The following is a 24,533-nucleotide window of genomic DNA, read 5'->3' as shown; positions in this document are numbered from 1 at the left end:
CTGGTGCTGGTATTTGCATGATGAATGATAAAGATCTATCCACATGGCAGACGTTCCGTCGCCTCTGGCCAATGATCTCTCCTTATAAGACCGGTCTTGTTGTCGCGGCGATAGCATTAATCCTTAATGCCGCCAGTGACACGTTTATGCTGTCGTTACTGAAACCTTTGCTCGATGATGGTTTTGGTAAAGCGAATAGCTCAATTTTAAAATGGATGCCGTTGGCTGTTATCGGTTTGATGGTGGTTCGTGGAATAACCGGCTTTATTTCTAGCTATTGTATCTCATGGGTCTCTGGTCAAGTCGTGATGTTCATCCGTCGCCGCTTATTTAGCCATATGATGGGGATGCCGGTATCCTTCTTTGACCAGCAATCGACTGGCACGTTGTTGTCCCGTATTACCTATGATTCTGAGCAGGTAGCGGCATCGTCTTCTGGCGCATTGGTTACAGTGGTGCGTGAAGGGGCCTCTATTATCGGTTTGTTTATCATGATGTTTTATTACAGCTGGCAGTTGTCGCTGATTTTAATCGTCATTGCACCGATTGTTTCTGTTTCTATCCGGTTAGTCTCTAAGCGTTTTCGTAATATCAGTAAAAATATGCAAAGCACCATGGGAGAAGTGACCACCAGTGCAGAGCAAATGCTGAAAGGGCACAAAGAAGTGTTGATCTTTGGTGGCCAGAAAGTTGAAACCGAGCGTTTTGATACCGTCAGTAATCGCATGCGTCAGCAGGGGATGAAGCTGGTTTCTGCTTCTTCCATTTCTGATCCCATCATTCAGTTGATTGCTTCATTTGCGTTGGCGTTTGTGCTGTATGCGGCAAGTTTCCCTAGTGTGATGGAAACTCTGACAGCGGGTACCATCACTGTGGTGTTCTCGGCAATGATTGCTCTGATGCGCCCGTTGAAGTCCCTTACCAATGTGAATGCACAGTTCCAGCGCGGGATGGCAGCTTGTCAGACGCTATTTGCTATTCTGGATATGGAACAGGAAAAAGACGAGGGGAAACTGGAAGTTGAGCGGGCTAAAGGCGAAATAGAATTCCGCCATGTCACTTTCTACTACCCAGGCAAAGACACCCCAGCACTGAATGATATCAATATGCACATTGAAGCGGGTAAGACCGTGGCATTGGTAGGGCGTTCAGGCTCAGGTAAGTCAACTATCGCCAATTTACTGACCCGGTTCTATGATGTCAGCGAAGGCAGTATCTTGATGGACGGGCACGATTTGCGTGATTATCGGCTTGGTGCCTTGCGAAACCAAGTCGCCTTGGTGTCGCAAAATGTTCATCTGTTCAATGATACGGTTGCCAATAATATCGCTTATGCCCGTGACGAGCACTATAGCCGCGCTGAAATCGAAGAAGCCGCCCGAATGGCATATGCCATGGATTTTATCAATAAAATGGAATTTGGCCTTGATACTGTTATTGGCGAGAACGGTGTGATGCTCTCAGGTGGGCAACGTCAGCGTATCGCTATCGCTCGTGCGTTATTGCGAGATTGCCCGATATTGATTCTGGATGAAGCTACCTCAGCGCTGGATACTGAATCTGAACGGGCGATTCAGTCCGCATTGGATGAGTTGCAGAAAAACCGTACTTCATTGGTTATTGCCCATCGCTTATCTACGATTGAAAAAGCCGATGAAATTTTGGTCATTGAAGAGGGGCGCATTGTCGAGCGTGGTGTACATGCAGAGTTGTTGGCGCAACATGGTGCCTATGCCCAACTTAATCGTATGCAGTTTGGCCAATGATTGAGCGTATCTGGTCTGGGCGGTCTCGGCTGTATCTGCTACTGCTGCCACTATCTTGGTTATACGGTGCGGTCACAGCACTTATCCGGGCCAGTTACTCTCTTGGCTGGCGTTCTGCTTGGCGCTCACCGGTCCCAGTGGTTATTGTCGGCAACCTTACTGCTGGCGGAAATGGTAAGACACCGGTCGTAATCTGGTTAGTGGAACAGCTAAAACTACGGGGTTACCGTGTTGGGGTGGTGTCTCGTGGCTACGGGGGCAAATCTACGGTGTATCCGCTACTGCTATCCAATGAGACATCCACGGTGCAGGCAGGTGATGAGCCGGTTCTGATATATCAACGTACTCAGGCACCGGTCGCTGTCTCACCAAAGCGCTCAGATGCCATCAAAGCGTTACTAAAAGCTCACACTTTGGACTTCATCATCACCGACGATGGATTGCAACATTATGCGCTACAGCGTGATTTTGAGCTGGTGGTGATCGATGGTGTGCGTCGTTTCGGTAATGGTTGGTGGTTACCGGCAGGCCCGATGCGTGAACGGGCGGGGCGTTTGCACTCAGTGGATGCGGTAATTACCAATGGTGGTATTGCCGCCAGCGGAGAAATACCGATGCAGTTGGTGGCGCGGCAGGCCGTCAATCTGGTTAGCGGTGAGCGGTTACCCGCACAGCAACTCCAGCATGTCGTTGCAATGGCGGGTATTGGTCATCCTCCTCGGTTCTTTACTACCCTGAATTTACTGGGTATTGAGCCTAAGAGTAAGCATGCTTTTGCTGACCATCAGGATTATTCATTAGCACAACTTAGTCCGCTAACGAGTGGCCCGCAAATATTATTGATGACTGAAAAAGATGCAGTCAAGTGCCGGGCTTTTGCTCAGCCTAATTGGTGGTACCTGCCGGTAGATGCACAGTTACCGCCGGATCAGGCTGAACAATTGCTGTTGAACATTCAGGCATTATCACGCCACACCAAGTAGCCCACTTTATAGACTCAGCAGTGTTAGCTCGAGGGATGCCGCGCATGCCACAATTGAGCGCTGCTGGGTTTCTTCATATAGCTGTAGTTCATCAATTACCGTGGCTCCCAGCGCCCGCTGGAAATCCTGCTTGCTGGAGTGCCCCGCAAACTGGCTGTGACCACTGTCCCCTAAATTTGATTGAAAAATACCTGCTGCGCTGACGGGGAGAAAATCCTCATAAACTAACGGCTCATATTGGATAAATTCCCCGTCAATCAATTGGTCTAATGTCAGGTTTTGCATTGATTCAGTAAGGGTACTTAGCCCTCTCTCGGTAGGGAAATAGCGAAAGAAAGCGAGCTGTTCAGCGCGCATTGTCGGGTAGTCATCTGGGAACTGGCTAAATTTCTCCTTGAGAATCGCCATATATTGCAGGGCATTTTTTTCATTTACGGGAACCTGTAGTTGATCTTGTGCCGCCTGTAGCAGGCAGTCATAGAGATTACGCCCCTTCGCTGTCAGCGCTGTCCCCCGTTGTTCTATTTCACCAAAACGGGCGGTGTGATGCCCTCGAGTGAGTCGACCATCTGTTGCGACAAACGAAACCTGTTCCTCAAGGGCTTTAAAACTGGTTTGCCGTAATAGTATTGGACAGCGGCGCGGAGGTGGCCCTTCGATCACCGCTTTGGGGGTAATCTGATGTTCTGGCATCGCAATTTGTACGGCATCGATATGCAACGTTCGTGGCGTTAGGTGGTTAATATGGGGTCCTTTGAAAGCCACCACATCGGCAATTAAACGATGCTGATCGTGCAGTTGTTGGTAAACATCAGCACTTACTGTCGCTTGATTATGCCAGCGAAATGTCTCTAATGACTGAGCAATAAAGTCATCGGCTTCATTGCTGGTCAGCCCGCCGGAAATTTCATGCTGAGTAATTAATTCGATAGCCCGTGGAGTAAATATCACTCTTTTTGCCAGAATATCGGCAGCTTGTTGCCGCAGCTCTGGTTGTTCAATTAATTCAAGGCGCAATAATGAGGTGAAAATTCTAAATGGGCAGGTTTGCAGCGAAGCTTCATGGACAGCGCGGAATGCCGTCGAGTGAACCGGAACCCCAGCCGGGGCCAGGTCATAATAACCAACAGGCAGCATACCCATCACCGCAAACAGGCGGCGCAGGGTCGCAAGTTCAGCGGCGGTTCCCACTCGGATAGCACCGTGTCGTTCCATGTTCAGGCGCTCAATCTCTCCGGTCCGGCGTAAATGGCGGGTAAGTTCCGGTTGCTGACCCATAGTTTGGTTGTTGATATCAGCAACCAGTTGTAACAAGGCTCCGTATAGCGGCACTTCATCCTGATACATATCCGACATGGCACTGGAGAATCTGGCGCGAATCTCATCGGGGTGGACAAACGGTGGGTGAGTCATAATCGGATAGCTCCTTCATGCTTATTCAGTTTTTAGTCTAGATTGATATCGATAATTAATGGGGTAAGCAGTGGAGAATATTGGTTTTTTATGCGTGGCATCCCATTGATGCTACTTACTGAACTACCTTCCCAGATAAAATAGTTGCGCGGCATGGTATTTTATGAGTTAATAGCCGCTGGCCTGTGCTACAGACCTATTTATGTGTAAGAGTGTTCGAGACTAAAGTAAAGCAGTTCCTCCCAGACGTTATCTTGTTGATGCCGATCCAAAGACGAACCTTCCAGTATCTCTGATAGTAACTCCCATAAGTAATGTTCTGATGCAGGCCCGCTATTACTCATAGCGCGAGTGCCTTATGGCAGATTTAATGTTATTTGAAAGAAGAAGTTGAAGGTGAAGTTTATGTCTAAGAAGACAGGTCAGGTTAAGTGGTTCAACGAAAGCAAAGGTTTTGGTTTTATTGAACAGCATGATGGCGGTAAAGATGTGTTTGTTCACTTCTCCGCGATCGCAACTGATGGTTTCAAAACCTTGGCTGAAGGCCAGCGTGTTGAGTATACCATCCAAGACAGCCCGCGCGGGCCGGCTGCTGCAAACGTTGTTGCTCTGTAATTTAAGAGAAATAATGTTTAGATTATCTTAGAAAGTGATGATGCCGATGTGCTAATCATCGATCTGGATAGCAAAATTCTAAAGCCCGCACTTATGCGGGTTTTTTCATAAAATCAAGCTCATAGAGGTTTAATCAGAAAACTTTAGGATGGGCAACTGCATCTAAACAATAAATAAAAATGAGTTGTTAGGATGCCCAGTAAAAGGAAATTTATTATGACGTTAAAAATGGGTCGCGTGAAATGGTTCAACCAATCAGAAGGTTACGGTTTCATCTCGCCACACGATGGTAGTTTGGATGTGTATGTCAGCAAGACGGCTATCGCCAACACCAAAAATAAATCACTCAGTGAAGGGCAGGACGTTGAATTCTCTACTTATCGTAGTATTCACGGGCCGTCAGCAGCAGATGTGATCGCTTTCTAAGTAAACGACGACGATCAACTCGTTTTCTAAGCAAACGGCTACCTTTTGGTAGCCGTTTGTATTTATACCCTTGGGTATTTTTGGCCTCTATTCGACAGGTTGCTTTGTCGCCGGGCAGCTTTTGCAGGTGCTTCTATTTGTCTTTATGCGGCTTAGTTGCTGAAGTTAGCAAACAGCGCAATAATTTTATGGAATACTTTCATCTCTTACTCGACATGCCCATTTATGTGATGTGAATCACAAAATTCTACTCCTCGCTATTCAACATATCAATAACAAAACCAGCATTTATCCCACGAGATAGCTATCTATATTTACTTATGTAGTTGCTAATTAACATAACTCCTTGTTATTAATCGCTGATAGCGCAGGCAGCATCGGTACAGTTAACCTGCCTCAGCAGATATGGTATCCTCGAGCACTTTCCTGCTGGCTAAACTCCATTCTGGAGGATGTATGGACCACCGTTTACTCGAGATCGTTGCCTGTCCGGTTTGCAACGGCAAGTTGTATTTCAATAAAGAAAACCTTGAATTGGTATGTAAAGCTGACAATCTGGCTTACCCGGTGCGCGATGGTATTCCGGTATTGTTGGAGAATGAAGCCCGCCCACTGTCAATTGATGAGAAGCACGCATGAGTTTCATCGCTATAATTCCCGCTCGATATGCTTCAACCCGGTTACCCGGCAAGCCATTGGCTGATATTGCGGGCAAACCGATGGTAGTTCATGTGATGGAACGAGCAAAGGCGTCGGGCGCGTCACGGGTGATTGTGGCAACAGATCATCCTGAGGTGGTGAGAGCCGTTGAGGCTGCCGGTGGTGAGGTCTGTATGACCCGTGCCGATCATCAATCTGGCACCGAGCGCTTAGCCGAAGTTATTGAACTATATGGTTTTGCCGATGATGATATTATCGTAAATGTCCAAGGGGATGAACCTCTGATACCCCCGGTAATTATCTGTCAGGTGGCTGATAATCTGGCCGCTTGTCGTGCTGGCATGGCAACATTAGCGGTGCCGATTGAAAGTAGCGAAGAAGCATTTAACCCTAATGCGGTTAAAGTGGTGATGGATGAGCAAGGCTACGCGCTCTATTTCTCCCGCGCGGCGATCCCATGGGAAAGAGAGCGTTTTGCTCAGTCAAAAGAGACTATCGGTGATTGTTTCTTACGCCATATTGGTATCTATGCTTATCGTGCAGGTTTTATCCGCCGTTATGTTAATTGGGCGCCGAGCAAACTCGAACAAATCGAGCTATTAGAGCAACTTCGAGTACTGTGGTATGGCGAAAAGATCCACGTCGCGGTAGCAAAAGCGATACCCACGGTTGGGGTTGATACTCAGGCTGATCTGGATCGGGTGCGCGCTATCATGCTTCATCAGTAACCATTACGGGCACCGAACTGTTTGCGCCAGGTCCAATTGGGCCTGGCGTTTTTACTTTGTATCCGATAGTTTGATTTTTATTATCAATAATAGTTGATCTGCATTCTGGAAATCTCCCGCCCGTCATCCCATTATGAACCATCAATTTCGCCAGATAATTGGACTGAGCATAATGGAACAACTGAAAGCTGAATTAAGTGTGGTGCTCGGGGAATCTATCACCCGCCTCGAACGTATCAGCGAGCAGCCCTATGCCCACCTGTACGCGATGTATAACCAGCAGGGGCAGGCAATCCCATTACTGGCGAAGAGCTATGTTTGTCAGGGGATTGCACAGCAAGAGGCGTATAAACTTTCCATGCTGGCTCGGGAAGGTGATATCCGGTTACCCACAGTGTACGGACTGGTGATGACCCACCAATCCCCGTATAAAGAAATTCTGTTGATGGAGCGTTTACGTGGTGTTTCGGTGGAGGCACCGACTCGGACGGGGGAGCGCTGGGATGCTTTAATGGATCAGATAGTTGAAGGTGTGCTGGCATGGCACCGCATTGATAGCCACGGTTGTGTGGGTAATGTTGATAGCACCCAGGAAAATGATTGGTTCAGTTGGTATCAGCAACGAGTTGAAGTGTTGTGGGCGACCTTGTCTAATATGAATTCACCGGTTATGACATTGGAAGACCGTGCAATACTTTACCGTGCGAAGGCGTCATTAACGGCACTTTTTGCCGGTTTTGATGACAGCTCAGTGCTGGTGCACGGCAACCTGACTCTCCGCAGCATGTTAAAAGATGCGCGCAGCGATCAGTTGCTAGCGATGCTTAATCCTGGTCCGATGTTGTGGGCTCCACGAGAGTATGACTTGTTCCGCCTCAGCGAAGAGGGCATGCCTAGTCAGCTATTCTATCGTTATCTCAATAAAGCACCGGTCTCTGAATCCTTTGTTGCCCGCCGATGGCTCTATACCCTTTGGGAACTGGTGGCCCGCTTCATCCATACCGGGAATCTGGATCGTGCTGTATTTGATAATGCCGCCAGGCAACTTCTCCCTTGGCTAGATTAATATCCTTCATCTTTCAAGTTGCTGGTGTGTTGGCTGCGCTCAATAACCCGAATCACTTACTGGTCTTGATCTTAAAAAATAAGTAAGCTCATCGGGATTTTTTCCCTTGCCGCCTTCCTGCATTTCGAAATCTATTGGATATTGACGGGTGACAATGAGTTATTAATAGCAAAATTATTCATCCTTGCTATCCCCGCTTAATTTTTGCCACAACAGCCCCAATGTTTCATACCAGGCACGCTCGGTGTGGCCTAAATAAGCCGCTGCTGGAATAGCACGCTCCCAGCTATGCAGTGGCGTGGTGATGGCTAACTGATTTGCAGGCGCGGGGATTGGATGTAACCCAATGGCGGTAAAGAATTTAATCGCTCGGGGCAGATGATTTGCCGAGGTGACCAGCAAAAATGGTTTATTACCCACCAGAGTGGCGACCGCCGCGGCTTCTTCAACGGTATCTTTCGGTTGCTCTAACGCAATAATATTCGCCACCGGAACACCTAAGCTTTCTGCCACCTGAGCTGCTGTTGTTGCACTGCTTTGGTTGTTCGGACCCGCACTGCCAGTAAAAACCATTTTTGCGTTAGGATGTGCACGATACAGCCTGACACCCTCAGTGACTCTTGGCAGGCTATTTGCGAATAAATTGGCGCTTGGTGCCCAATTCGGATTAAACGTGTAGCCGCCACCGAGCACAACAATGTAATCTACCGGGTCGTTTCCCTGATAAGTCGGGTATGACTTTTCCAGTGGCAATAGCAGGCGGTCAGCGACAGGTTGCAGGCTAATAAGCAATAATACCAGCCAACTCAACGCAAAAAGTGTTTTGCCACTTTTCTGCCAGCGGGTAAACCACAATAAAATTAGTGCCAGCCCCATGATGATGAGTAACAAGGGCAGGGGCATTAATAAGCCGCCAACAAACTTTTTTAAGGTGAAAAGCATAAAAATAGGGCCATTTTGGCTGAAAAACCGGCATTTGGCGCTGATTACAGGCCAAGAGGATTTATTCTAAGTCAGGCTGTGCCAAAATAGCAGGTTGGTAGGCATTCTTTTTACTGTGGCTATTGATTTACCATTATCTATCAAAGCCGTTAAATCAATAGTTATAGCGGAGCAGTTGTTCATGCAGGATCGCAATTTCGATGACATTGCTGAGAAGTTTTCCCGCAATATCTATGGTACGACGAAGGGAATGATTCGCCAGGCGGTGGTTTGGCAAGATATCAGCGGGCTGTTAGCGCAGTTGCCACCACGCCCGTTGCGGATTTTAGATGCAGGTGGTGGCGAAGGGCATATGGCTTGCCAACTGGCGGCATTAGGCCATCAGGTCCTATTATGTGACCTGTCAGCGGAGATGATCCAGCGCGCGAAGGCCGCTGCCTTGGAAAAAGGTGTGAGCCACAACATGCAATTTGTACAAAGTGCGGCTCAGGACATCACCCATCATTTAGAACAGCCGGTTGATCTGATATTGTTCCATGCGGTTTTAGAATGGATTGCAGAGCCTCAACAAGTTCTGCAAATACTCTTTAATGCGTTGACTCCCGGCGGCGCGCTCTCATTGATGTTTTTCAATGCCAATGGATTGGTGATGCGTAATGCGGTATTGGGTAACTTTCAGTTGGCGTTACCGGGTGTAAAAAGGCGTAGGCAGCGTTCGCTATCGCCGCAATACCCTTTAGATCCACCAACGGTATATGGTTGGCTTGAGCAAATGGGTTTATCCATTAGCGGTAAGACGGGAGTACGGGTGTTTCACGATTACATGAAAAATAAACAGCAACAAGTTGATGAGTTTGCTGAATTATTGGCGTTGGAACAGCGCTATTGCCGGCAGGAGCCCTTTATCAGCCTGGGGCGCTACGTGCATGTCATGGCGTTTAAGCCAAATCTGAAGGACCCATTATGAGTGACTTTTCCCAGACAGTACCCGAACTGGTCGCCTGGGCGCGGAAAAATGACTTTTCGATTACTCTGCCCACCGATCGTTTGGCCTTTCTTTTAGCTATTGCCACGTTAAACGGTGAGCGGCTGGATGGCGAAATGAGTGAAGGGGAGTTAGTTGATGCATTTCGCCACGTCTGCAAAGGTTTTGAGCAGACCCATGAAACCGTGGCCGTGCGCGCGAATAATGCTATCAATGACATGGTGCGCCAGCGGTTACTCAACCGCTTTACCAGTGAAATTGCCGATGGTAATGCGATTTACCGCCTGACGCCGTTAGGCATTGGTATCACTGACTACTATATCCGGCAGCGCGAATTCTCCACCCTGCGCCTGTCAATGCAGTTATCGATTGTCGCACAAGAGCTACAACGGGCGGCAGAAGCAGCCGAAGAGGGGGGGGATGAATTCCACTGGCATCGTAATGTTTTTGCCCCGCTAAAATATTCAGTTGCTGAAATTTTCGACAGCATTGATATGACGCAACGCTTGATGGACGAGCAGCAACATAGTGTGAAGGAAGATATCGCCGCGTTGCTGAATCAGGATTGGCGGGCGGCTATTGCCAGTTGTGAAATGCTGTTGTCAGAAACATCCGGCACACTGCGTGAATTACAAGATACGCTGGAAGCGGCAGGTGATAAACTTCAGGCTAACCTGTTACGTATTCAAGAAGCCACTATCGGCAATGCGGGTCTGGATCTGGTGGATAAGTTGGTCTTTGATTTACAAAGTAAACTTGACCGCATTATCAGTTGGGGTCAGCAGGCGATTGACCTGTGGATCGGCTATGACCGCCACGTGCATAAGTTTATCCGTACTGCGATTGATATGGATAAAAACCGTGTCTTCGCCCAACGCTTGCGCCAGTCAGTTCAGAATTATTTTGATAGCCCATGGACTCTCACCTATGCCAACGCTGATCGCTTGCTGGATATGCGCGATGAAGAACTGGCGTTGCGCAGTGAGGAAGTTACCGGGGAGCTGCCACCGGATCTGGAATTTGAAGAATTTAATGAGATCCGTGAGCAATTAGCCGCCCTGATTGAGCAGGCGTTGTTGGTATACCAGCAACAAAAGATGCCACTTAATCTGGGGGAAGTGATGCGCGACTACCTCGCGCAATATCCGCGTGCTCGTCATTTCGACGTGGCTCGTATCCTGGTCGACCAGGCAGTTCGCCTTGGTGTGGCCGAAGCCGATTTCTCAGGGTTACCAGCAGAATGGTTGGCAATCAATGATTACGGAGCCAAGGTGCAGGCACATGTCATCAACAAATATTGAAGTAGTAATGCCCGTTAAACTGGCTCAGGCATTGGCCAACTCACTGTTTCCAGCACTTGACAGCCAGTTACGTGCCGGTCGTCATATCGGGATTGATGAACTGGATAATCATGCTTTCCTGATGGATTTTCAGGAGCAACTGGAAGAGTTTTATACCCGTTATAACGTGGAGTTAATCCGTGCACCGGAAGGTTTCTTCTATCTGCGTCCCCGTTCTACCACGCTGATTCCACGCTCGGTGCTATCTGAGCTGGATATGATGGTTGGCAAGATCCTTTGTTATCTGTATCTCAGCCCTGAACGTTTGGCCCATGAAGGCATTTTCGCGCAGCACGAATTATACGAAGAGCTGCTAAGTCTGGCCGATGAGAGCAAATTGCTGAAGTTTGTTAACCAGCGCTCAACCGGGTCGGATTTGGATAAGCAGAAGTTGCAGGAGAAAGTACGAACGTCACTTAACCGGCTGCGTCGGTTGGGGATGATCTACTTTATGGGCAATGACAGCAGCAAGTTTCGTATCACTGAAGCGGTATTTCGCTTTGGTGCTGATGTGCGTAGCGGCGATGACCCACGGGAAGCCCAGTTACGCATGATCCGTGATGGCGAGGCCATGGCGGTGGAAAACAGTCTGTCACTCCATGATGAAAGCGATGAAACTGACATCACCATGGGTAATGCAGCGGACAGTGCAGAGGATGAACAGGAATGATTGAACGCGGTAAATTTCGCTCGCTGACCTTGGTTAACTGGAATGGTTTTTTTGCCCGGACATTCGATCTTGATGAGCTGGTAACCACTTTATCTGGCGGCAATGGTGCGGGTAAATCCACCACTATGGCCGCTTTCGTTACAGCACTGATTCCTGACCTGACACTGCTGCACTTTCGTAACACCACCGAAGCCGGTGCCACCAGTGGTTCTCGTGATAAAGGTCTGCACGGCAAATTGCGGGCCGGGGTCTGTTATTCAACGCTGGATGTCGTCAACTCCCGCCACCAACGTGTGGTTGTCGGGGTGCGGTTGCAACAAGTGGCAGGGCGTGACCGCAAGGTTGATATTAAGCCTTTCACCATTCAGGGGCTGCCGACGGCTATCCAACCTACCCAGATTCTTACAGAGGTGGTGGGTGAGCGTCAGGCGCGCGTCCTGTCATTACAAGAGCTGAAAGAGCGCGTCGAAGCGATGGAAGGGGTGCAGTTCAAGCAATTTAACTCCATCACTGACTACCACTCGCTGATGTTTGATTTGGGTGTGATTCCAAAGCGTTTACGCTCTTCTGCCGATCGCAGCAAATTTTACCGTTTGATAGAAGCATCGTTGTACGGTGGTATTTCCAGCGCGATTACCCGCTCACTGCGTGATTACTTATTGCCAGAAAACAGCGGCGTGCGGAAAGCCTTCCAGGATATGGAAGCGGCATTGCGTGAAAACCGTATGACCCTTGAGGCTATTCGTGTCACTCAATCTGATCGTGATCTGTTTAAGCATCTGATTTCAGAGGCAACGTCCTACGTTGCTGCTGACTATATGCGTCATGCCAATGAGCGGCGGATCCATCTTGATGGCGCATTGGTATTGCGCCGTGACTTGCTGACCAGCCGCAAGCAATTGGTGACTGAGCAGTATCGTCATGTGGAAATGTCGCGAGAATTAGCCGAGCAAAGCAGTGCGGAATCGGATCTGGAAACAGATTATCAGGCGGCCAGTGACCACCTGAGTCTGGTGCAGACCGCCATGCGCCAGCAGGAAAAGATCGAGCGCTACCAGAGTGATTTGGAAGAGTTGACTTACCGGCTGGAAGAGCAAAATGAAGTTGTCGCCGAGGCCAGCGAGCAGCAGGCCGATAACGAAGCCCGTGCTGAAGCTGCTGAGTTGGAGGTGGACGAACTGAAAAGTCAGTTGGCCGATTACCAGCAAGCGCTGGACGTTCAACAGACCCGTGCTATCCAATATCAGCAAGCCTTACAGGCTTTGGAACGCGCGCGCGCACTGTGTCAGTTGCCAGAATTAACTGCCGATAATGCCGAAGAGTGGCTAGAAACCTTCCATGCCAAAGAGCAGGAAGCGACTGAATCTTTATTACAACTTGAGCAAAAACTGAGTGTTGCTGATGCTGCGCACAGCCAATTTGAGCAAGCTTATCAGTTAGTGGTGGCTATCGCCGGCGAGGTCAGTCGCAGTGAAGCCTGGCAAACTGCGCGGGAATTGTTGCGTGACTGGCCGTCTCAACAACATTTGGCTGAACGTGTGCAACCATTGCGGATGCGTTTGTCAGAGCTGGAACAGCGTTTACGTGCTCAGCAAGACGCAGAGCGCTTGCTGCAAGAGTTCTGTAAACGTCAGGGGCAAGTATACCAGCCGGAGGAGTTGGAAGAGTTGCAGCGTGAGCTGGAGTCACAGGTTGAAGAGCTCTCTCTCAACGTCAGTGATGCTGGTGAGCGGCGCATGGAAATGCGTCAGGAACTCGAGCAAATTAAGCTCAAAATTCAAGAGCTGACGGCGCGTGCGCCAGTCTGGTTGGCGGCACAAGATGCGCTGAGTCAACTCAGCGAACAGAGCGGTGAGGCGCTGGAGGATAGCCGTCAGGTTACCGAACACATGCAGCAACTGCTGGAGCGTGAACGCGAAACCACGGTGGATCGCGATGAAGTTGCCGCAAGCAAACGTGCTGTTGATACGCAAATTGAGCGGTTAAGTCAGCCAAGTGGTGCTGAAGATGCGCGGATGATTGCTTTGGCCGAACGCTTCGGTGGTGTGTTGCTCTCCGAGATTTATGACGATGTTACCATCGATGATGCGCCATACTTCTCCGCGCTGTATGGCCCATCGCGCCACGGTATCGTGGTACCGGACTTGTCACTAGTGCGGGATCAACTACAGGGTTTAGAAGACTGCCCGGAAGACCTCTATCTTATCGAGGGTGACCCACAATCATTTGATGACAGTGTATTTGCCGTTGAAGAGCATGAAAAAGCAGTAGTGGTTAAAATTGCGGATCGCCAGTGGCGTTACTCCCGTTATCCAGAACTGCCGCTGTTTGGCCGCGCTGCCCGTGAGAACCGGCTGGAAGCACTGTATCAAGAGCGTGACAGCCTGGCTGAACGTTATGCCACGCTGTCATTTGATGTGCAAAAAACGCAACGCTTGCATCAAGCATTCAGCCGTTTTATCGGTTCTCATCTGGCCGTGGCATTTGATGCAGATCCTGAAGCTGAAATTCGTTTACTCAATACCCGTCGTGGTGAAATAGAGCGAGCTCTGAGTGCACACGAAGAAAGCAACCAGCAGCAGCGCCAGCAATTTGAACAGGCTAAAGAGGGGATTTCAGCCCTTAACCGCTTGATCCCACTGATTTCATTGCTACTTGATGATACGTTGACTGACCGTGTCGAAGAGATAACTGAAGAATCGGCGCAAGCGCAAGAGGCGGCTCGCCATATTCAGAAGCATGGCGCTTCCCTGACTAAACTTGAACCGCTGTTAGCGGTATTACAAAGTGACCCGCAACAACACGAACAGTTGCAGGAAAACTATGTATTGGCGCAAAACAGCCAGCGTCAGGCTAAACAGCAAGCTTTTGCACTGACTGAAGTTGTTCAGCGTCGTGCGCACTTTAGCTATACCGATTCTGCGGGCATGTTGACGGAGAACTCTGATCTCAACGACAAACTGCGCCAGCGTTTGGAGCAGGCGGAAGCAGAACGCACTCGCGCTCGTGAGCAGTTACGTCAGTATCAAGCGCAATTTACCCAGTATAATCAGGTGCTAGCGTCGTTAAAAAGTTCTTATGACGCCAAGCGTGACATGCTGAAAGAGTTAAGTCAGGAACTGGTGGATATCGGTGTTCAGGCTGATGCTAATGCAGAAGCCCGTGCTCGTACCCGCCGTGACGAGTTGCATGCGGCATTAAGTACTAACCGTTCACGCCGTAATCAGTTGGAAAAACAGCTAACCTTCTGTGAAGCTGAGATGGATAGCCTCCAGAAGAAACTGCGCAAGCTGGAACGAGATTATCATCAGATCCGTGAACAAGTCGTCAATGCCAAAGCAGGTTGGTGTGCGGTGATGCGGATGGTGAAAGATAATGGCGTTGAGCGTCGTTTGCATCGCCGCGAACTGGCCTATATGGACGGTGACGAGCTGCGTTCTATGTCGGATAAAGCCTTGGGTGCTCTGCGTCTGGCGGTGGCTGATAATGAACATCTGCGCGATGTGCTGCGTTTGTCTGAAGATCCGAAACGGCCTGAGCGTAAGATTCAGTTCTATATCGCGGTCTACCAACATCTGCGTGAACGTATTCGTCAGGATATTATTCGCACTGATGATCCGGTTGAAGCCATTGAACAGATGGAGATTGAACTGGGCCGTTTGACCGAAGAATTAACCGCTCGCGAACAGAAGCTGGCAATCAGTTCCAAAAGTGTATCGAATATTATCCGTAAAACTATTCAGCGCGAACAGAACCGCATCCGTATGCTGAATCAGGGTTTGCAAGCGGTGTCATTTGGTCAGGTCAAGAGCGTGCGGCTGAATGTGAATGTACGTGAAGCTCACGCGACCTTGCTCGATGTGCTATCCGAGCAGCAAGAGCAGCATCAGGATCTGTTTAATAGCAATCGTCTGACCTTCTCCGAAGCATTGGCAAAACTGTACCAGCGGTTGAACCCACAAATGGATATGGGGCAGCGCTTGCCGCAGACCATCGGTGAAGAACTGCTTGATTACCGTAACTATCTGGAACTGGAAGTCGAAGTTTATCGCGGTTCAGATGGCTGGCTGCGGGCAGAAAGCGGCGCATTGTCAACCGGTGAGGCTATTGGTACCGGTATGTCAATACTGGTCATGGTGGTACAGAGTTGGGAAGAAGAGTCACGTCGTCTGCGCGGCAAAGATATTTCCCCTTGCCGTTTGCTGTTCCTCGATGAAGCGGCGCGTTTGGATGCCAAATCTATCGCGACATTATTTGAACTGTGCGAGCGGCTGGAAATGCAATTAATAATTGCAGCACCAGAAAATATCAGCCCGGAAAAAGGGACAACCTATAAGTTGGTACGAAAAGTCTTCCAAAATCATGAGCATGTACATGTGGTTGGCTTACGAGGTTTTGCCAATGAAATACCAACATTGCCGCCGATACCTGCCGAGATACAACCCGGCGGTTAATTATTGTTCAGAAAGAAGGCGGCAATAATTAATCCGATTAAATGGTCGCTAACTAGCGGCCATTTTTATTTCTTCCACACCTTAGGGTTATATTTTATAACCACTGGAAATCTGTTAGCGTAACGTAAATGGTTAAATTTATATCGTTGACCACGCAAGGGGCAGTTCTGTTTGTATAATAATGATGAAAACCCGAAACTATTGAAGTGGTAGCCAACGAACAAATCTCGTTGAACTGATCGACGCTCAGGGATTCGGGTGCCAGAGCAGCAACAATGCTGCGGCTTCAGGGAAGAAGGGTAACGACAGACTATGACGTACTTAGATAAGCATACCGGGGGCATAGAATGTCGATAGGGAAACGAAATCCGCAACGCGCATTAGCATTATACTGCGCTTTAATTTATAGCCTGATGCCGATATTTACAGCATCAGCCACGGCACCTGTCATGCCGTTAGACTCATCCTCAGCGCTGCCTATGAGTGGTACGACAATGTCGGTCGCACAAAGCCGCTCACAGTTATTATCAGTGCTGCCTAAAACGGTGACACCTTTCTATGCTTCTGAGTTGGCATTGCTTTATGCCGCCAACCGTATGCAACCGATGTGGCAGGATAGAACTGCGGTGCAGCATTTTCAGCAGCAATTAGCTGAAGTGGCACTCTCCGGTCTCCAGCCGCAATTTATGCAGTGGGTAAAATGGCTGAGTGACCCTGACATTACCGGTCAAGCTCGCGATGTTATTTTGTCAGATGCCATGCTGGGATACTTGCACTTTATCTCAGGTGTTGGCGCTAACGGTAGTGTCTGGTTATACAGCAATGTGCCATACAAAATGGCGATGCCGCCGGTTACTATTTTAAATCGTTGGCAGCAAGCGGTGCATGAAGGGACCACCGCACCCTATCTGGCATCGCTGGCCCCCCAACATCCTCAATACGACAAAATGCATCAGGCATTGAAACTGATGCTGGCAGACCGCCAGCCATGGCCACAGATGTCTAATGGCCCCAGCCTGCGCCCAGGTCAGTTAAGTGACGATATTCCAGCGCTACGGGAAATCCTAGACAGAACGGGCATGCTACACCCCATTGCATCTGAACCGGCCAAAGCCCCAGAGGTTATCCCGGTGGATAATCCAGCAGTAGCCGTGGTCAATGATGATCTCTCGGTTGATGAAGAAAAGAGCCGTGCTCAGGCTCACAGTTTAGTGGTTAGCCCTTCAGCGGCACCCGTGGCCGACGTTCCTGTTACCGGTGGGGTTGTAGCGTCGCCATCAGCGCCGCTCACCACAACTATAACCGACAATGTTTATACGCCTGAGTTGGTGGAAGCCGTTAAACGTTTTCAACAGTGGCATGGGCTAAGTGATGATGGTGTTATTGGTGTCCGAACTCGTGAATGGTTGAATGTCTCACCACAAACGCGGGCAACATTATTGGCATTGAATATTCAGCGGTTGCGTATTTTACCGGGACACGTCGATAACGGCATTATGGTTAATATCCCAAACTATTCGCTTAATTATTATAAGAATGGTGCTGAGGTTCTCTCATCGCGGGTGATTGTTGGCCGTCCAAGCCGCAAGACACCGTTGATGAGCAGTGCGTTAAATAATGTGGTGGTCAATCCGCCGTGGAATGTACCAACGTCTCTGGTGCGCCAGGATATCGTACCCAAAGCACGCTATGACGCCGGCTATTTCCAGCGTCATGGTTATACCGTTCTGTCTGGTTGGAGTAATGAGGCTGAAGTTGTTGATCCATCGATGATCGATTGGAGCATGATTTCGCCTAATAACTTCCCGTACCGTCTGCGTCAGGCACCAGGTGCCAGCAATTCATTAGGGCGCTTCAAATTCAATATGCCAAGCTCTGATGCTATCTACTTACATGACACGCCGAACCATGGTCTGTTCCAGAAAGATATCCGTGCATTAAGTTCCGGCTGTGTCCGCGTCAATAAAGCCTCGGATCTGGCAAATATGTTATTGCAAGATGCTGGTTGGAATGATGCGCGGGTTTCCTCAACGTTAAAACAAGGCGATACCACCTACGTGAATATTCGCCAACGTGTCCCGGTGCAATTGTATTACCTGACAGCATGGGTGGCGGATGACGGTAGGCCACAATTTAGAACAGATATTTACAATTATGATAAGACGGTGAGATCCGGTGCACAAATCTCACCTCAGGCTGAACTTTTAATGCAATAAATGCAGTAAAACTCAATAACTAATGGTCTTAATATCGGGTTGTCGTAGGGGGCCCCAAATTGGGGTTCTCTATAACCGAACTTAAACGCACAGCGAGTGCGGGCCGAATGCGGGTTGACTGGTTTTCCGTAGGCGGTTATGGTTCGGGACGGCACATTTGGTTAGTGCTTTCTTTTGACATTCTTGCCGGGTATTAACAGAGATCATGGATAAAATTGATAATTATCGCCGTAAATGGCTAACGTTAGGCGGGGCAGCGCTGGGTATATCGCTGCTTCCAGGGCAGGCATTTGCCACCCTTTCTACTCCTCGCCCACGGATCTTGACCCTGAATAACCTCAATACAGGCGAGTCCATAAAAGCCGAATTTTTTGATGGTCGGGGCTATAACAAAGATGAACTTTCCCGCTTAAACCATCTCTTTCGCGATTATCGGGCCAATAAGGTAAAAACTATCGACCCACGCCTGTTTGATCAACTATACCGCCTGCAAGGGCTTCTTGGCACAACTAAACCGGTGCAGCTTATTTCCGGGTACCGCTCACTTGATACCAATAATGAACTGCGCGAACGCAGCCGTGGTGTGGCCAAACACAGTTTCCACACGCAAGGGCGGGCAATGGATTTTCATATTGAAGGTATTCAATTGAGTAATATCCGCAAAGCAGCATTAAAAATGCGTGCAGGTGGTGTAGGATATTACCCTCGCAGTAACTTTGTACATATTGATACTGGGCCGACAAGAACCTGGTAGCAGACATTTTTATGCCAATGCATTGAATCATACCTAACAGATTTCAAATTGTAGGGCGGTGGCAAGCAAGTGCCAAATCGGTCAGAGTGGGTTTGAATAGCACTTATGCCAACCACAGGACGAGCCTCAAAGTCCTGGCTCGATAAACTGATGCTATCAGTGATTCGGGTAAACGGCCGCAGCCCATACAGATGTATGGTTGAAAGATGATAGGTATATTGCCAGTTGCATTTGGGGTGGAGTTTTATGAAATATCAAATTATTCCGGTGACGGCCTTTAGCCAGAACTGCACTTTAATCTGGTGTGAAGCCACAAAGCAGGCCGCATTGGTAGACCCTGGTGGTGATGCAGCCAAGATCATTGCTGAAGTTGCACGTCAGGGCGTAAAGGTCAGCCAGATTTTGTTGACTCACGGCCATCTGGATCATGTGGGTGCTGCTGCTGAGTTAGCCGCTCATTTTGATATCCCGATTTATGGCCCTGAAAAAGAAGATACGTTCTGGTTGGAAGGGCTACCGGCGCAGAGCAGAATGTTTGGTTTGAGCGAATGTGAAGCTTTTACCCCAACCCGTTGGTTGACCGAGGGTGACAAAATCACTGTTGGTGAAGTGGAGTTATCGGTATTGCATTGCCCTGGGCATACGCCAGGTCACATTGTCTTCATTGACCAACAGGGGCGTCTGGCACTGGTCGGTGATGTTATCTTTAACGGTGGTGTTGGGCGTAGTGATTTCCCACGCGGTGATCACCAACAACTGATTAACTCCATTCGGACTAAATTGTTGCCTTTAGGTGATGACATAACGTTTATTCCCGGTCATGGTCCAATGTCTACGTTAGGCCATGAACGGCAGACTAACCCGTTTATACGTGAAGAACCGGCTATTTGGTGATGTCGACATCATAAACAGCTAGAATTTCAAAGAAGGCACCGTCTGGTGCCTTTTTACGTTATATTGAATAGTGATTTACATATTTTTTGAAGCAATAGTTATTTATCTATTGGTGCTGTGATCATAATGATGATAGCGGTCGGTGCTTATATTATCTTTGCGAGATGGATAAAGCCTGACCAACAAACAGTCGTCACGTTTATTGACCCGGCACTGTTTCTGCTGCCGTTTTGAGTTCGTAATATTACGAGCGCCTTTCAATGGAAGCCACTATGCCGTTTCGTCGTTTCAGACTGAATAAATTCCTGTCCCGGCTAAGTTTTTCTTTCATGGTATTATTCTTATTTCTGTTGTTAGGGGCGGCAGTGATTTATGCGCAAACCAAAGCCAATATGCATCAGGATGCTGAAGCTAAGTTATTACAAGGTAGGGCTCGATTCGAGCAGATATTTAATAATTTGCAGCATGCGGCGCTTCAGGTAGAAACCGGATTAGGCAAACCTTGCATGCAAGTTGTTCAAAATCTGCGGGATCAAGTTGTCATTATACCGGATGTGCGTTCAGTCTCTTTAGCTAAGGGGACGACCATCTATTGTTCCTCGATATATGGCCCACTTTCCACGCCGTTTGATCTAGATGTGTTCGTTGATGGTCAACTGGAGCTAATGCAGGGTAATGATGTCACTCCAGATCGTGCTTTGATGGTGTATCGGCTGGCGCGAGGTGATTACAGCATACTGGTTGCGGTCGATGGCTATTATCTGCGCAGCATCCTTAACTTATTAAGTGGTGATATACAGTTGTATCTGAGAGTGGGTGATAAATGGATGGATGCGGTGGGTATGGTACATCCAGGCCCCCCCCCCGAGGGAAGCGAACCGTTATATCTGGCCTCAGACAAGTTTGCTTATTCATTAAATACGACGCTCTCTAACCAGCAATATTTGGCCTATGCCTGGCAATATAATCAAGGTAGCCTGATATTTTTCATCTTAATGAGCATCGGTTCAGCCGCGCTGGTTTTCTGGTTATCGGGTAGGGCGGCATCACCCACACAGGTATTAAAACAGGCGTTAGAAAACAACGAGTTTGTTGCTTATATGCAGCCGATAGTATCAGGCAAAGAGCAATGCTGGGTGGGTTGTGAAGTTCTAATGCGTTGGCAGCATCCTGTTAATGGTTTAATTCAGCCGAATAAATTTATTCCGATGGCCGAGGACAGTGAACTTATTGTTCCGATGACTCGCGCTATCATGCAGCAAGTTAGTACCACTTTTGCACCTTACGTAAATCAGTTACCGGAAGGTTTTCACTTTGGTTTTAATATCAGTGCTAACCATTGCCGTGATCTGAGTCTGGTAGATGATTGCCGCCGTTTTATTCAGGCCTTTGGTGGTAATAAAATCAATATCACATTGGAATTAACCGAACGGAAATTAATCGTTGCCGATGAGATTACTGACCGATTATTTGCCGAGTTGCATGCTTTGGGGGTATTTATTGCTATCGACGATTTTGGTACCGGGCATTCAAGTCTGACTTATTTGCAGAACTTTAAAGTGGATTTTCTGAAAATTGACCAAAGTTTTGTTGGCATGATTGGTTCCGATGCATTGTCGAGCCACATTGTCGGGAATGTTATCGATCTCGCGACCCGACTGGGGTTGCAGACCATTGCAGAGGGAGTCGAAAACGACACTCAAATGCGCTATTTACAGACCCATAACGTCGACTATCTGCAAGGCTATATGTATGGGCGGCCCATGCCGATGAGCGAATTTGCCAAATATATGTTCCATTAAGACTCATATTCTGACATTTGAAACAAAATAAAAAGGGTGCATATGCACCCTTTTTACGGTAGGTCATTGATGCCTAATCACAGCACAGCAACGATAGCTTCACACAGCGGAGCCATGTTATCAGGTGTCATACCTGCAACGTTTACTCGGCCAGAGTTGACAGCATAAACAGCAAACTCATTGCGTAGGCGCAGAACCTGCTCTTTAGTCAGGCCACTGAATGAAAACATCCCATTCTGGTTAATGATAAAGCTGAAGTCCTGCTTCGCACCTTTTTCCTGCAATGTATTCACAAACAACTGACGCATACGATGAATGCGCTGGCGCATATCGGTCAGTTCTTGTTCCCAAATGGCGCGCAATGTCGCGTTGCTCAGGATGGTGGCAACCACTGACGCCCCATGGGCTGGTGGGTTGGAATAGTTAGCACGGATAACGGCTTTAACCTGGCTGAAGGCGATATCGGCCACGTCGCTGCTAGCGGCAACAATGGTGCAAGCCCCGACACGCTCATTATACAAACCAAAGTTTTTCGAATAAGAGCTACAAACGATCAGTTCCTGATGTTTAGCAGCGAAAATACGCAGCCCCTGAGCATCTTCCTCCAAACCTTTGGCAAAACCTTGGTAGGCGAAGTCAAACAGTGGCAGCCAACCTTTGGCAACTGACAGCTCAGCTAATTGGCTCCATTGGGCTTCGGTTGGGTCGATACCGGTAGGGTTATGGCAGCAGCCATGGAATAGCACTACGTCGCCAGCCTGAGCTTCTGAGAGGCTTTTTAATAGCCCATCGAAGTCCAGTGAATGGTTCGCAGCGTCATAATAGGCATACTCAACCACTTCAAGCCCGGCAGCGGCGAAGATATTTTTATGGTTCGGCCAGCTAGGATTACTGACCCAGACACGTTTAGCGCTGGTCTGATGGGCGATAAAATCAGCAGCAATACGTAACCCACCGGTACCACCTGGGGTTTGAGCGGTATGCGCACGCTTATCGGCAATAATAGCGCTATCGGCACCGAACAACAGTTCTTGCGTGCAACTGGCGAAAACCGGCAGGCCATCAATACCCAGATAGTTTTTAGTAACTTCGTTTTCCAGCAAATACTGCTCAGCTTTCTTCACGCTGGTCAGCACCGGCGTTTTACCGGTTTCGTCTTTGTAGACACCAATCCCCAGATTGATTTTATGAGGGCGGTCATCCGCGCGGAAAATATCGGTCAGGCCCAAAATCGGGTCAGCAGGTGCAGCAGTGATTTTTTCAAACATGTCAGAGGCTTCCATGGCTTAGCGTTAAGCAAACAGAACTATCAGGGTAGCGCCAGTTGCAGCCTTTGCCAACCGTTTGCGATAAAAAGAAATGAATGTTGTTAGGCGGGGGAATTCAGGGTGAAAAATCGGCAAAATAGTGCATTCGACAGCGTAATATCCCTCTATTGACTAAGGATAAAAACAAAAAGACAGAGCCGAAGCCCTGTCTTTTTTCAACTTATGTCAGCAGATAAACTGCGTGATTAAGTTTAACTTAGAACTGGTATACCAAGCCAACACCAACAACGTCATCAGTGTTCAGCTTGTTATCACGGGTGAAGTTGTCTTCATCCAGCAAGTTGATTTTGTAATCTACATAGGTAGTCATGTTTTTGTTGAATGCGTAGTAAGTACCAACAGAAACATATTTAACCAGGTCGTGGTTGTTGTAGTTTACGTAATCCAGGTCTTTACCTTTAGACTGTACGTAGCCTAAAGAAGGACGCAGACCGAAATCAAACTGATACTGTGCAGTGATTTCAATATCACGAGTTTTGTTAGCAATAGTATTGCTAAAATCACCGTATGGAGTCAGGTTCTGAGTTTCAGCATACATTACAGCCAAGTATACGTTGTTAGCGTCGTATTTAGCGCCAACGTTCCATGCCTGAGCTTTTTCACCGTTAGCTGTGCTGAATGCTTTTTGCTCGTTAGTGCGGTTTGCAGAAGAGAAACCAGCACCAAAGTTCACACCGTAACCGATATCATAAGTTGAAGAGATACCGAAACCGTCGCCATTCTGGTCTTTCAGGTTAGCGCCAGTGTAAACACCGGTAACTGGGTCAATAGAACCAGCACGGTCATTCTGGTTTTTGCCTTGATATTGCAGAGCAAAGTTCAGGCCATCAACCAGACCGAAGAAGTTGGTGTTACGATAAGTAGCCAGACCAGTAGAACGACCAGTCATGTAGTTATCAGAGTTAGAGATAGAGTCGCCACCGAACACTGGCAGCATGTCAGTCCATGCGTTGACGTCATAGATTACGCCGTAGTTACGGCCGTAGTCCAATGAACCGAACTCAGCAAATTTCAGACCAGCAAAGCCCAGACGGGTTTTGTTGCCTTTGTCGCCTTGAGATTCAGCGTGGTTAGCCTGAACGTTGTATTCCCACTGGCCGTAACCGGTCAGTTGGTCAGTAATTTGGGTTTCACCTTTGAAGCCGAAACGAACATAAGTTTCGTCGCCGTCTTGGCCAGCGTTGTCAGAGAACTGGTGACGCGCATCAACTTTACCGTACAGATCAAGTTTGTTGCCGTCTTTGTTGTAGATTTCTGCTGCATTAGCTGCGCCAGCAACTAACAATGCTGGGATTACTACTGCAAGAATATTGCGCTTCATCATTATTATTACCCTCATTGGTGTTATTCGGACACCTGCCACTGCCGCCAATAATTTTTTTGGAACTATTGTTGAGAGTTTGGTGTCGTCTGTGTCTGAACGCAGTGTTCCATTCACAGACCTGATAATCCACACCGAAAATGCTACCAATTACCTGAATGTGTTTCATT

19 protein-coding genes are annotated in these 24,533 nt (G+C 48.3%); 15 read left to right on the top strand and 4 right to left on the bottom strand.

Features of this window, described 5'->3' with window-relative positions; all coding sequences use genetic code 11:
- The first annotated feature begins 17 nt into the window (after nucleotides 1-17).
- Both msbA and lpxK read left to right on the top strand, forming a co-directional pair.
- Nucleotides 18-1,766 (top strand): lipid A ABC transporter ATP-binding protein/permease MsbA, encoded by a 1,749-nt coding sequence (gene msbA / locus Q2T72_RS13700; RefSeq protein ID WP_083158440.1) that lies wholly within the window; start codon nucleotides 18-20, stop codon nucleotides 1,764-1,766.
- Entirely contained in the window at nucleotides 1,763-2,749 is a 987-nt protein-coding gene (gene lpxK / locus Q2T72_RS13695; RefSeq protein ID WP_372569318.1) for a tetraacyldisaccharide 4'-kinase, read from the top strand. The genes msbA and lpxK overlap by 4 nt, the downstream gene beginning before the upstream one ends.
- A gap of 6 nt (nucleotides 2,750-2,755) precedes the next feature.
- On the opposite strand, the gene Q2T72_RS13690 is transcribed toward lpxK, so the two are convergent.
- Nucleotides 2,756-4,162 (bottom strand): VOC family protein, encoded by a 1,407-nt coding sequence (locus Q2T72_RS13690; protein WP_372569317.1) that lies wholly within the window; start codon nucleotides 4,160-4,162, stop codon nucleotides 2,756-2,758.
- A 405-nt stretch (nucleotides 4,163-4,567) separates the two neighbouring features.
- Here Q2T72_RS13690 and Q2T72_RS13685 point away from each other — a divergent pair, with 405 nt between their 5' ends.
- The 5 genes from Q2T72_RS13685 to Q2T72_RS13665 all read left to right on the top strand — a co-directional run bounded on the left by Q2T72_RS13685 (nucleotide 4,568) and on the right by Q2T72_RS13665 (nucleotide 7,657).
- Nucleotides 4,568-4,777 (top strand): cold shock domain-containing protein, encoded by a 210-nt coding sequence (locus Q2T72_RS13685; protein ID WP_032906172.1) that lies wholly within the window; start codon nucleotides 4,568-4,570, stop codon nucleotides 4,775-4,777.
- Between the two features lie 216 nt (nucleotides 4,778-4,993).
- Nucleotides 4,994-5,203, top strand: a complete 210-nt coding sequence (locus Q2T72_RS13680; protein WP_005159937.1) for a cold-shock protein — start codon at nucleotides 4,994-4,996, stop codon at nucleotides 5,201-5,203.
- Nucleotides 5,204-5,659: 456 nt separating this feature from the next.
- Nucleotides 5,660-5,842, top strand: coding sequence for a Trm112 family protein (locus Q2T72_RS13675; protein ID WP_004700032.1), 183 nt, complete (start codon nucleotides 5,660-5,662; stop codon nucleotides 5,840-5,842).
- Nucleotides 5,839-6,591 (top strand): 3-deoxy-manno-octulosonate cytidylyltransferase, encoded by a 753-nt coding sequence (gene kdsB / locus Q2T72_RS13670; protein WP_372569316.1) that lies wholly within the window; start codon nucleotides 5,839-5,841, stop codon nucleotides 6,589-6,591. The genes Q2T72_RS13675 and kdsB overlap by 4 nt, the downstream gene beginning before the upstream one ends.
- Nucleotides 6,592-6,763: 172 nt before the next feature.
- Entirely contained in the window at nucleotides 6,764-7,657 is an 894-nt protein-coding gene (locus Q2T72_RS13665) for a YcbJ family phosphotransferase (RefSeq protein ID WP_083158444.1), read from the top strand.
- Between the two features lie 174 nt (nucleotides 7,658-7,831).
- Here Q2T72_RS13665 and elyC read toward each other — a convergent pair whose 3' ends face one another.
- Entirely contained in the window at nucleotides 7,832-8,599 is a 768-nt protein-coding gene (elyC, locus tag Q2T72_RS13660) for an envelope biogenesis factor ElyC (RefSeq protein WP_083158445.1), read from the bottom strand.
- A gap of 181 nt (nucleotides 8,600-8,780) precedes the next feature.
- Between elyC and cmoM the strand changes: the two genes are divergently transcribed.
- The 8 genes from cmoM to Q2T72_RS13620 all read left to right on the top strand — a co-directional run bounded on the left by cmoM (nucleotide 8,781) and on the right by Q2T72_RS13620 (nucleotide 21,714).
- Entirely contained in the window at nucleotides 8,781-9,566 is a 786-nt protein-coding gene (gene cmoM, locus Q2T72_RS13655) for a tRNA uridine 5-oxyacetic acid(34) methyltransferase CmoM (RefSeq protein WP_372569315.1), read from the top strand.
- Complete coding sequence (gene mukF, locus Q2T72_RS13650) at nucleotides 9,563-10,885, top strand: chromosome partition protein MukF (protein WP_102970391.1); 1,323 nt, start codon at nucleotides 9,563-9,565, stop codon at nucleotides 10,883-10,885. Before cmoM ends, mukF begins: the two co-directional genes overlap by 4 nt.
- Nucleotides 10,866-11,594 (top strand): chromosome partition protein MukE, encoded by a 729-nt coding sequence (gene mukE, locus Q2T72_RS13645; protein ID WP_042568220.1) that lies wholly within the window; start codon nucleotides 10,866-10,868, stop codon nucleotides 11,592-11,594. The genes mukF and mukE overlap by 20 nt, the downstream gene beginning before the upstream one ends.
- Nucleotides 11,591-16,048 (top strand): chromosome partition protein MukB, encoded by a 4,458-nt coding sequence (mukB, locus tag Q2T72_RS13640; RefSeq protein ID WP_372569314.1) that lies wholly within the window; start codon nucleotides 11,591-11,593, stop codon nucleotides 16,046-16,048. The genes mukE and mukB overlap by 4 nt, the downstream gene beginning before the upstream one ends.
- Before the next feature lie 347 nt (nucleotides 16,049-16,395).
- Nucleotides 16,396-18,264 carry a L,D-transpeptidase gene (ldtD, locus tag Q2T72_RS13635; protein WP_372569313.1) on the top strand — a complete coding sequence of 623 codons (1,869 nt, stop codon included), beginning with the start codon at nucleotides 16,396-16,398 and terminating at the stop codon, nucleotides 18,262-18,264.
- A 205-nt stretch (nucleotides 18,265-18,469) separates the two neighbouring features.
- Complete coding sequence (locus Q2T72_RS13630) at nucleotides 18,470-19,018, top strand: YcbK family protein (protein WP_083158449.1); 549 nt, start codon at nucleotides 18,470-18,472, stop codon at nucleotides 19,016-19,018.
- A gap of 246 nt (nucleotides 19,019-19,264) precedes the next feature.
- On the top strand, nucleotides 19,265-19,912 hold the full coding sequence (locus Q2T72_RS13625) for an MBL fold metallo-hydrolase (protein ID WP_083158450.1): 648 nt from the start codon (nucleotides 19,265-19,267) through the stop codon (nucleotides 19,910-19,912).
- A 272-nt stretch (nucleotides 19,913-20,184) separates the two neighbouring features.
- Nucleotides 20,185-21,714 carry an EAL domain-containing protein gene (locus Q2T72_RS13620; protein ID WP_372569312.1) on the top strand — a complete coding sequence of 510 codons (1,530 nt, stop codon included), beginning with the start codon at nucleotides 20,185-20,187 and terminating at the stop codon, nucleotides 21,712-21,714.
- A gap of 77 nt (nucleotides 21,715-21,791) precedes the next feature.
- On the opposite strand, the gene Q2T72_RS13615 is transcribed toward Q2T72_RS13620, so the two are convergent.
- Together Q2T72_RS13615 and ompF are read right to left on the bottom strand one after the other, a co-directional pair.
- On the bottom strand, nucleotides 21,792-22,982 hold the full coding sequence (locus Q2T72_RS13615; RefSeq protein WP_372569311.1) for an amino acid aminotransferase: 1,191 nt from the start codon (nucleotides 22,980-22,982) through the stop codon (nucleotides 21,792-21,794).
- Nucleotides 22,983-23,238: 256 nt separating this feature from the next.
- Entirely contained in the window at nucleotides 23,239-24,363 is a 1,125-nt protein-coding gene (gene ompF, locus Q2T72_RS13610; protein WP_372569894.1) for a porin OmpF, read from the bottom strand.
- Nucleotides 24,364-24,533 lie beyond the last annotated feature (170 nt).

This window comes from Yersinia sp. 2466 StPb PI (genome assembly GCF_041538325.1).
Taxonomy (GTDB): domain Bacteria; phylum Pseudomonadota; class Gammaproteobacteria; order Enterobacterales; family Enterobacteriaceae; genus Yersinia; species Yersinia enterocolitica_E.
This window is presented reverse-complemented; position numbering and strand designations above follow the sequence as displayed.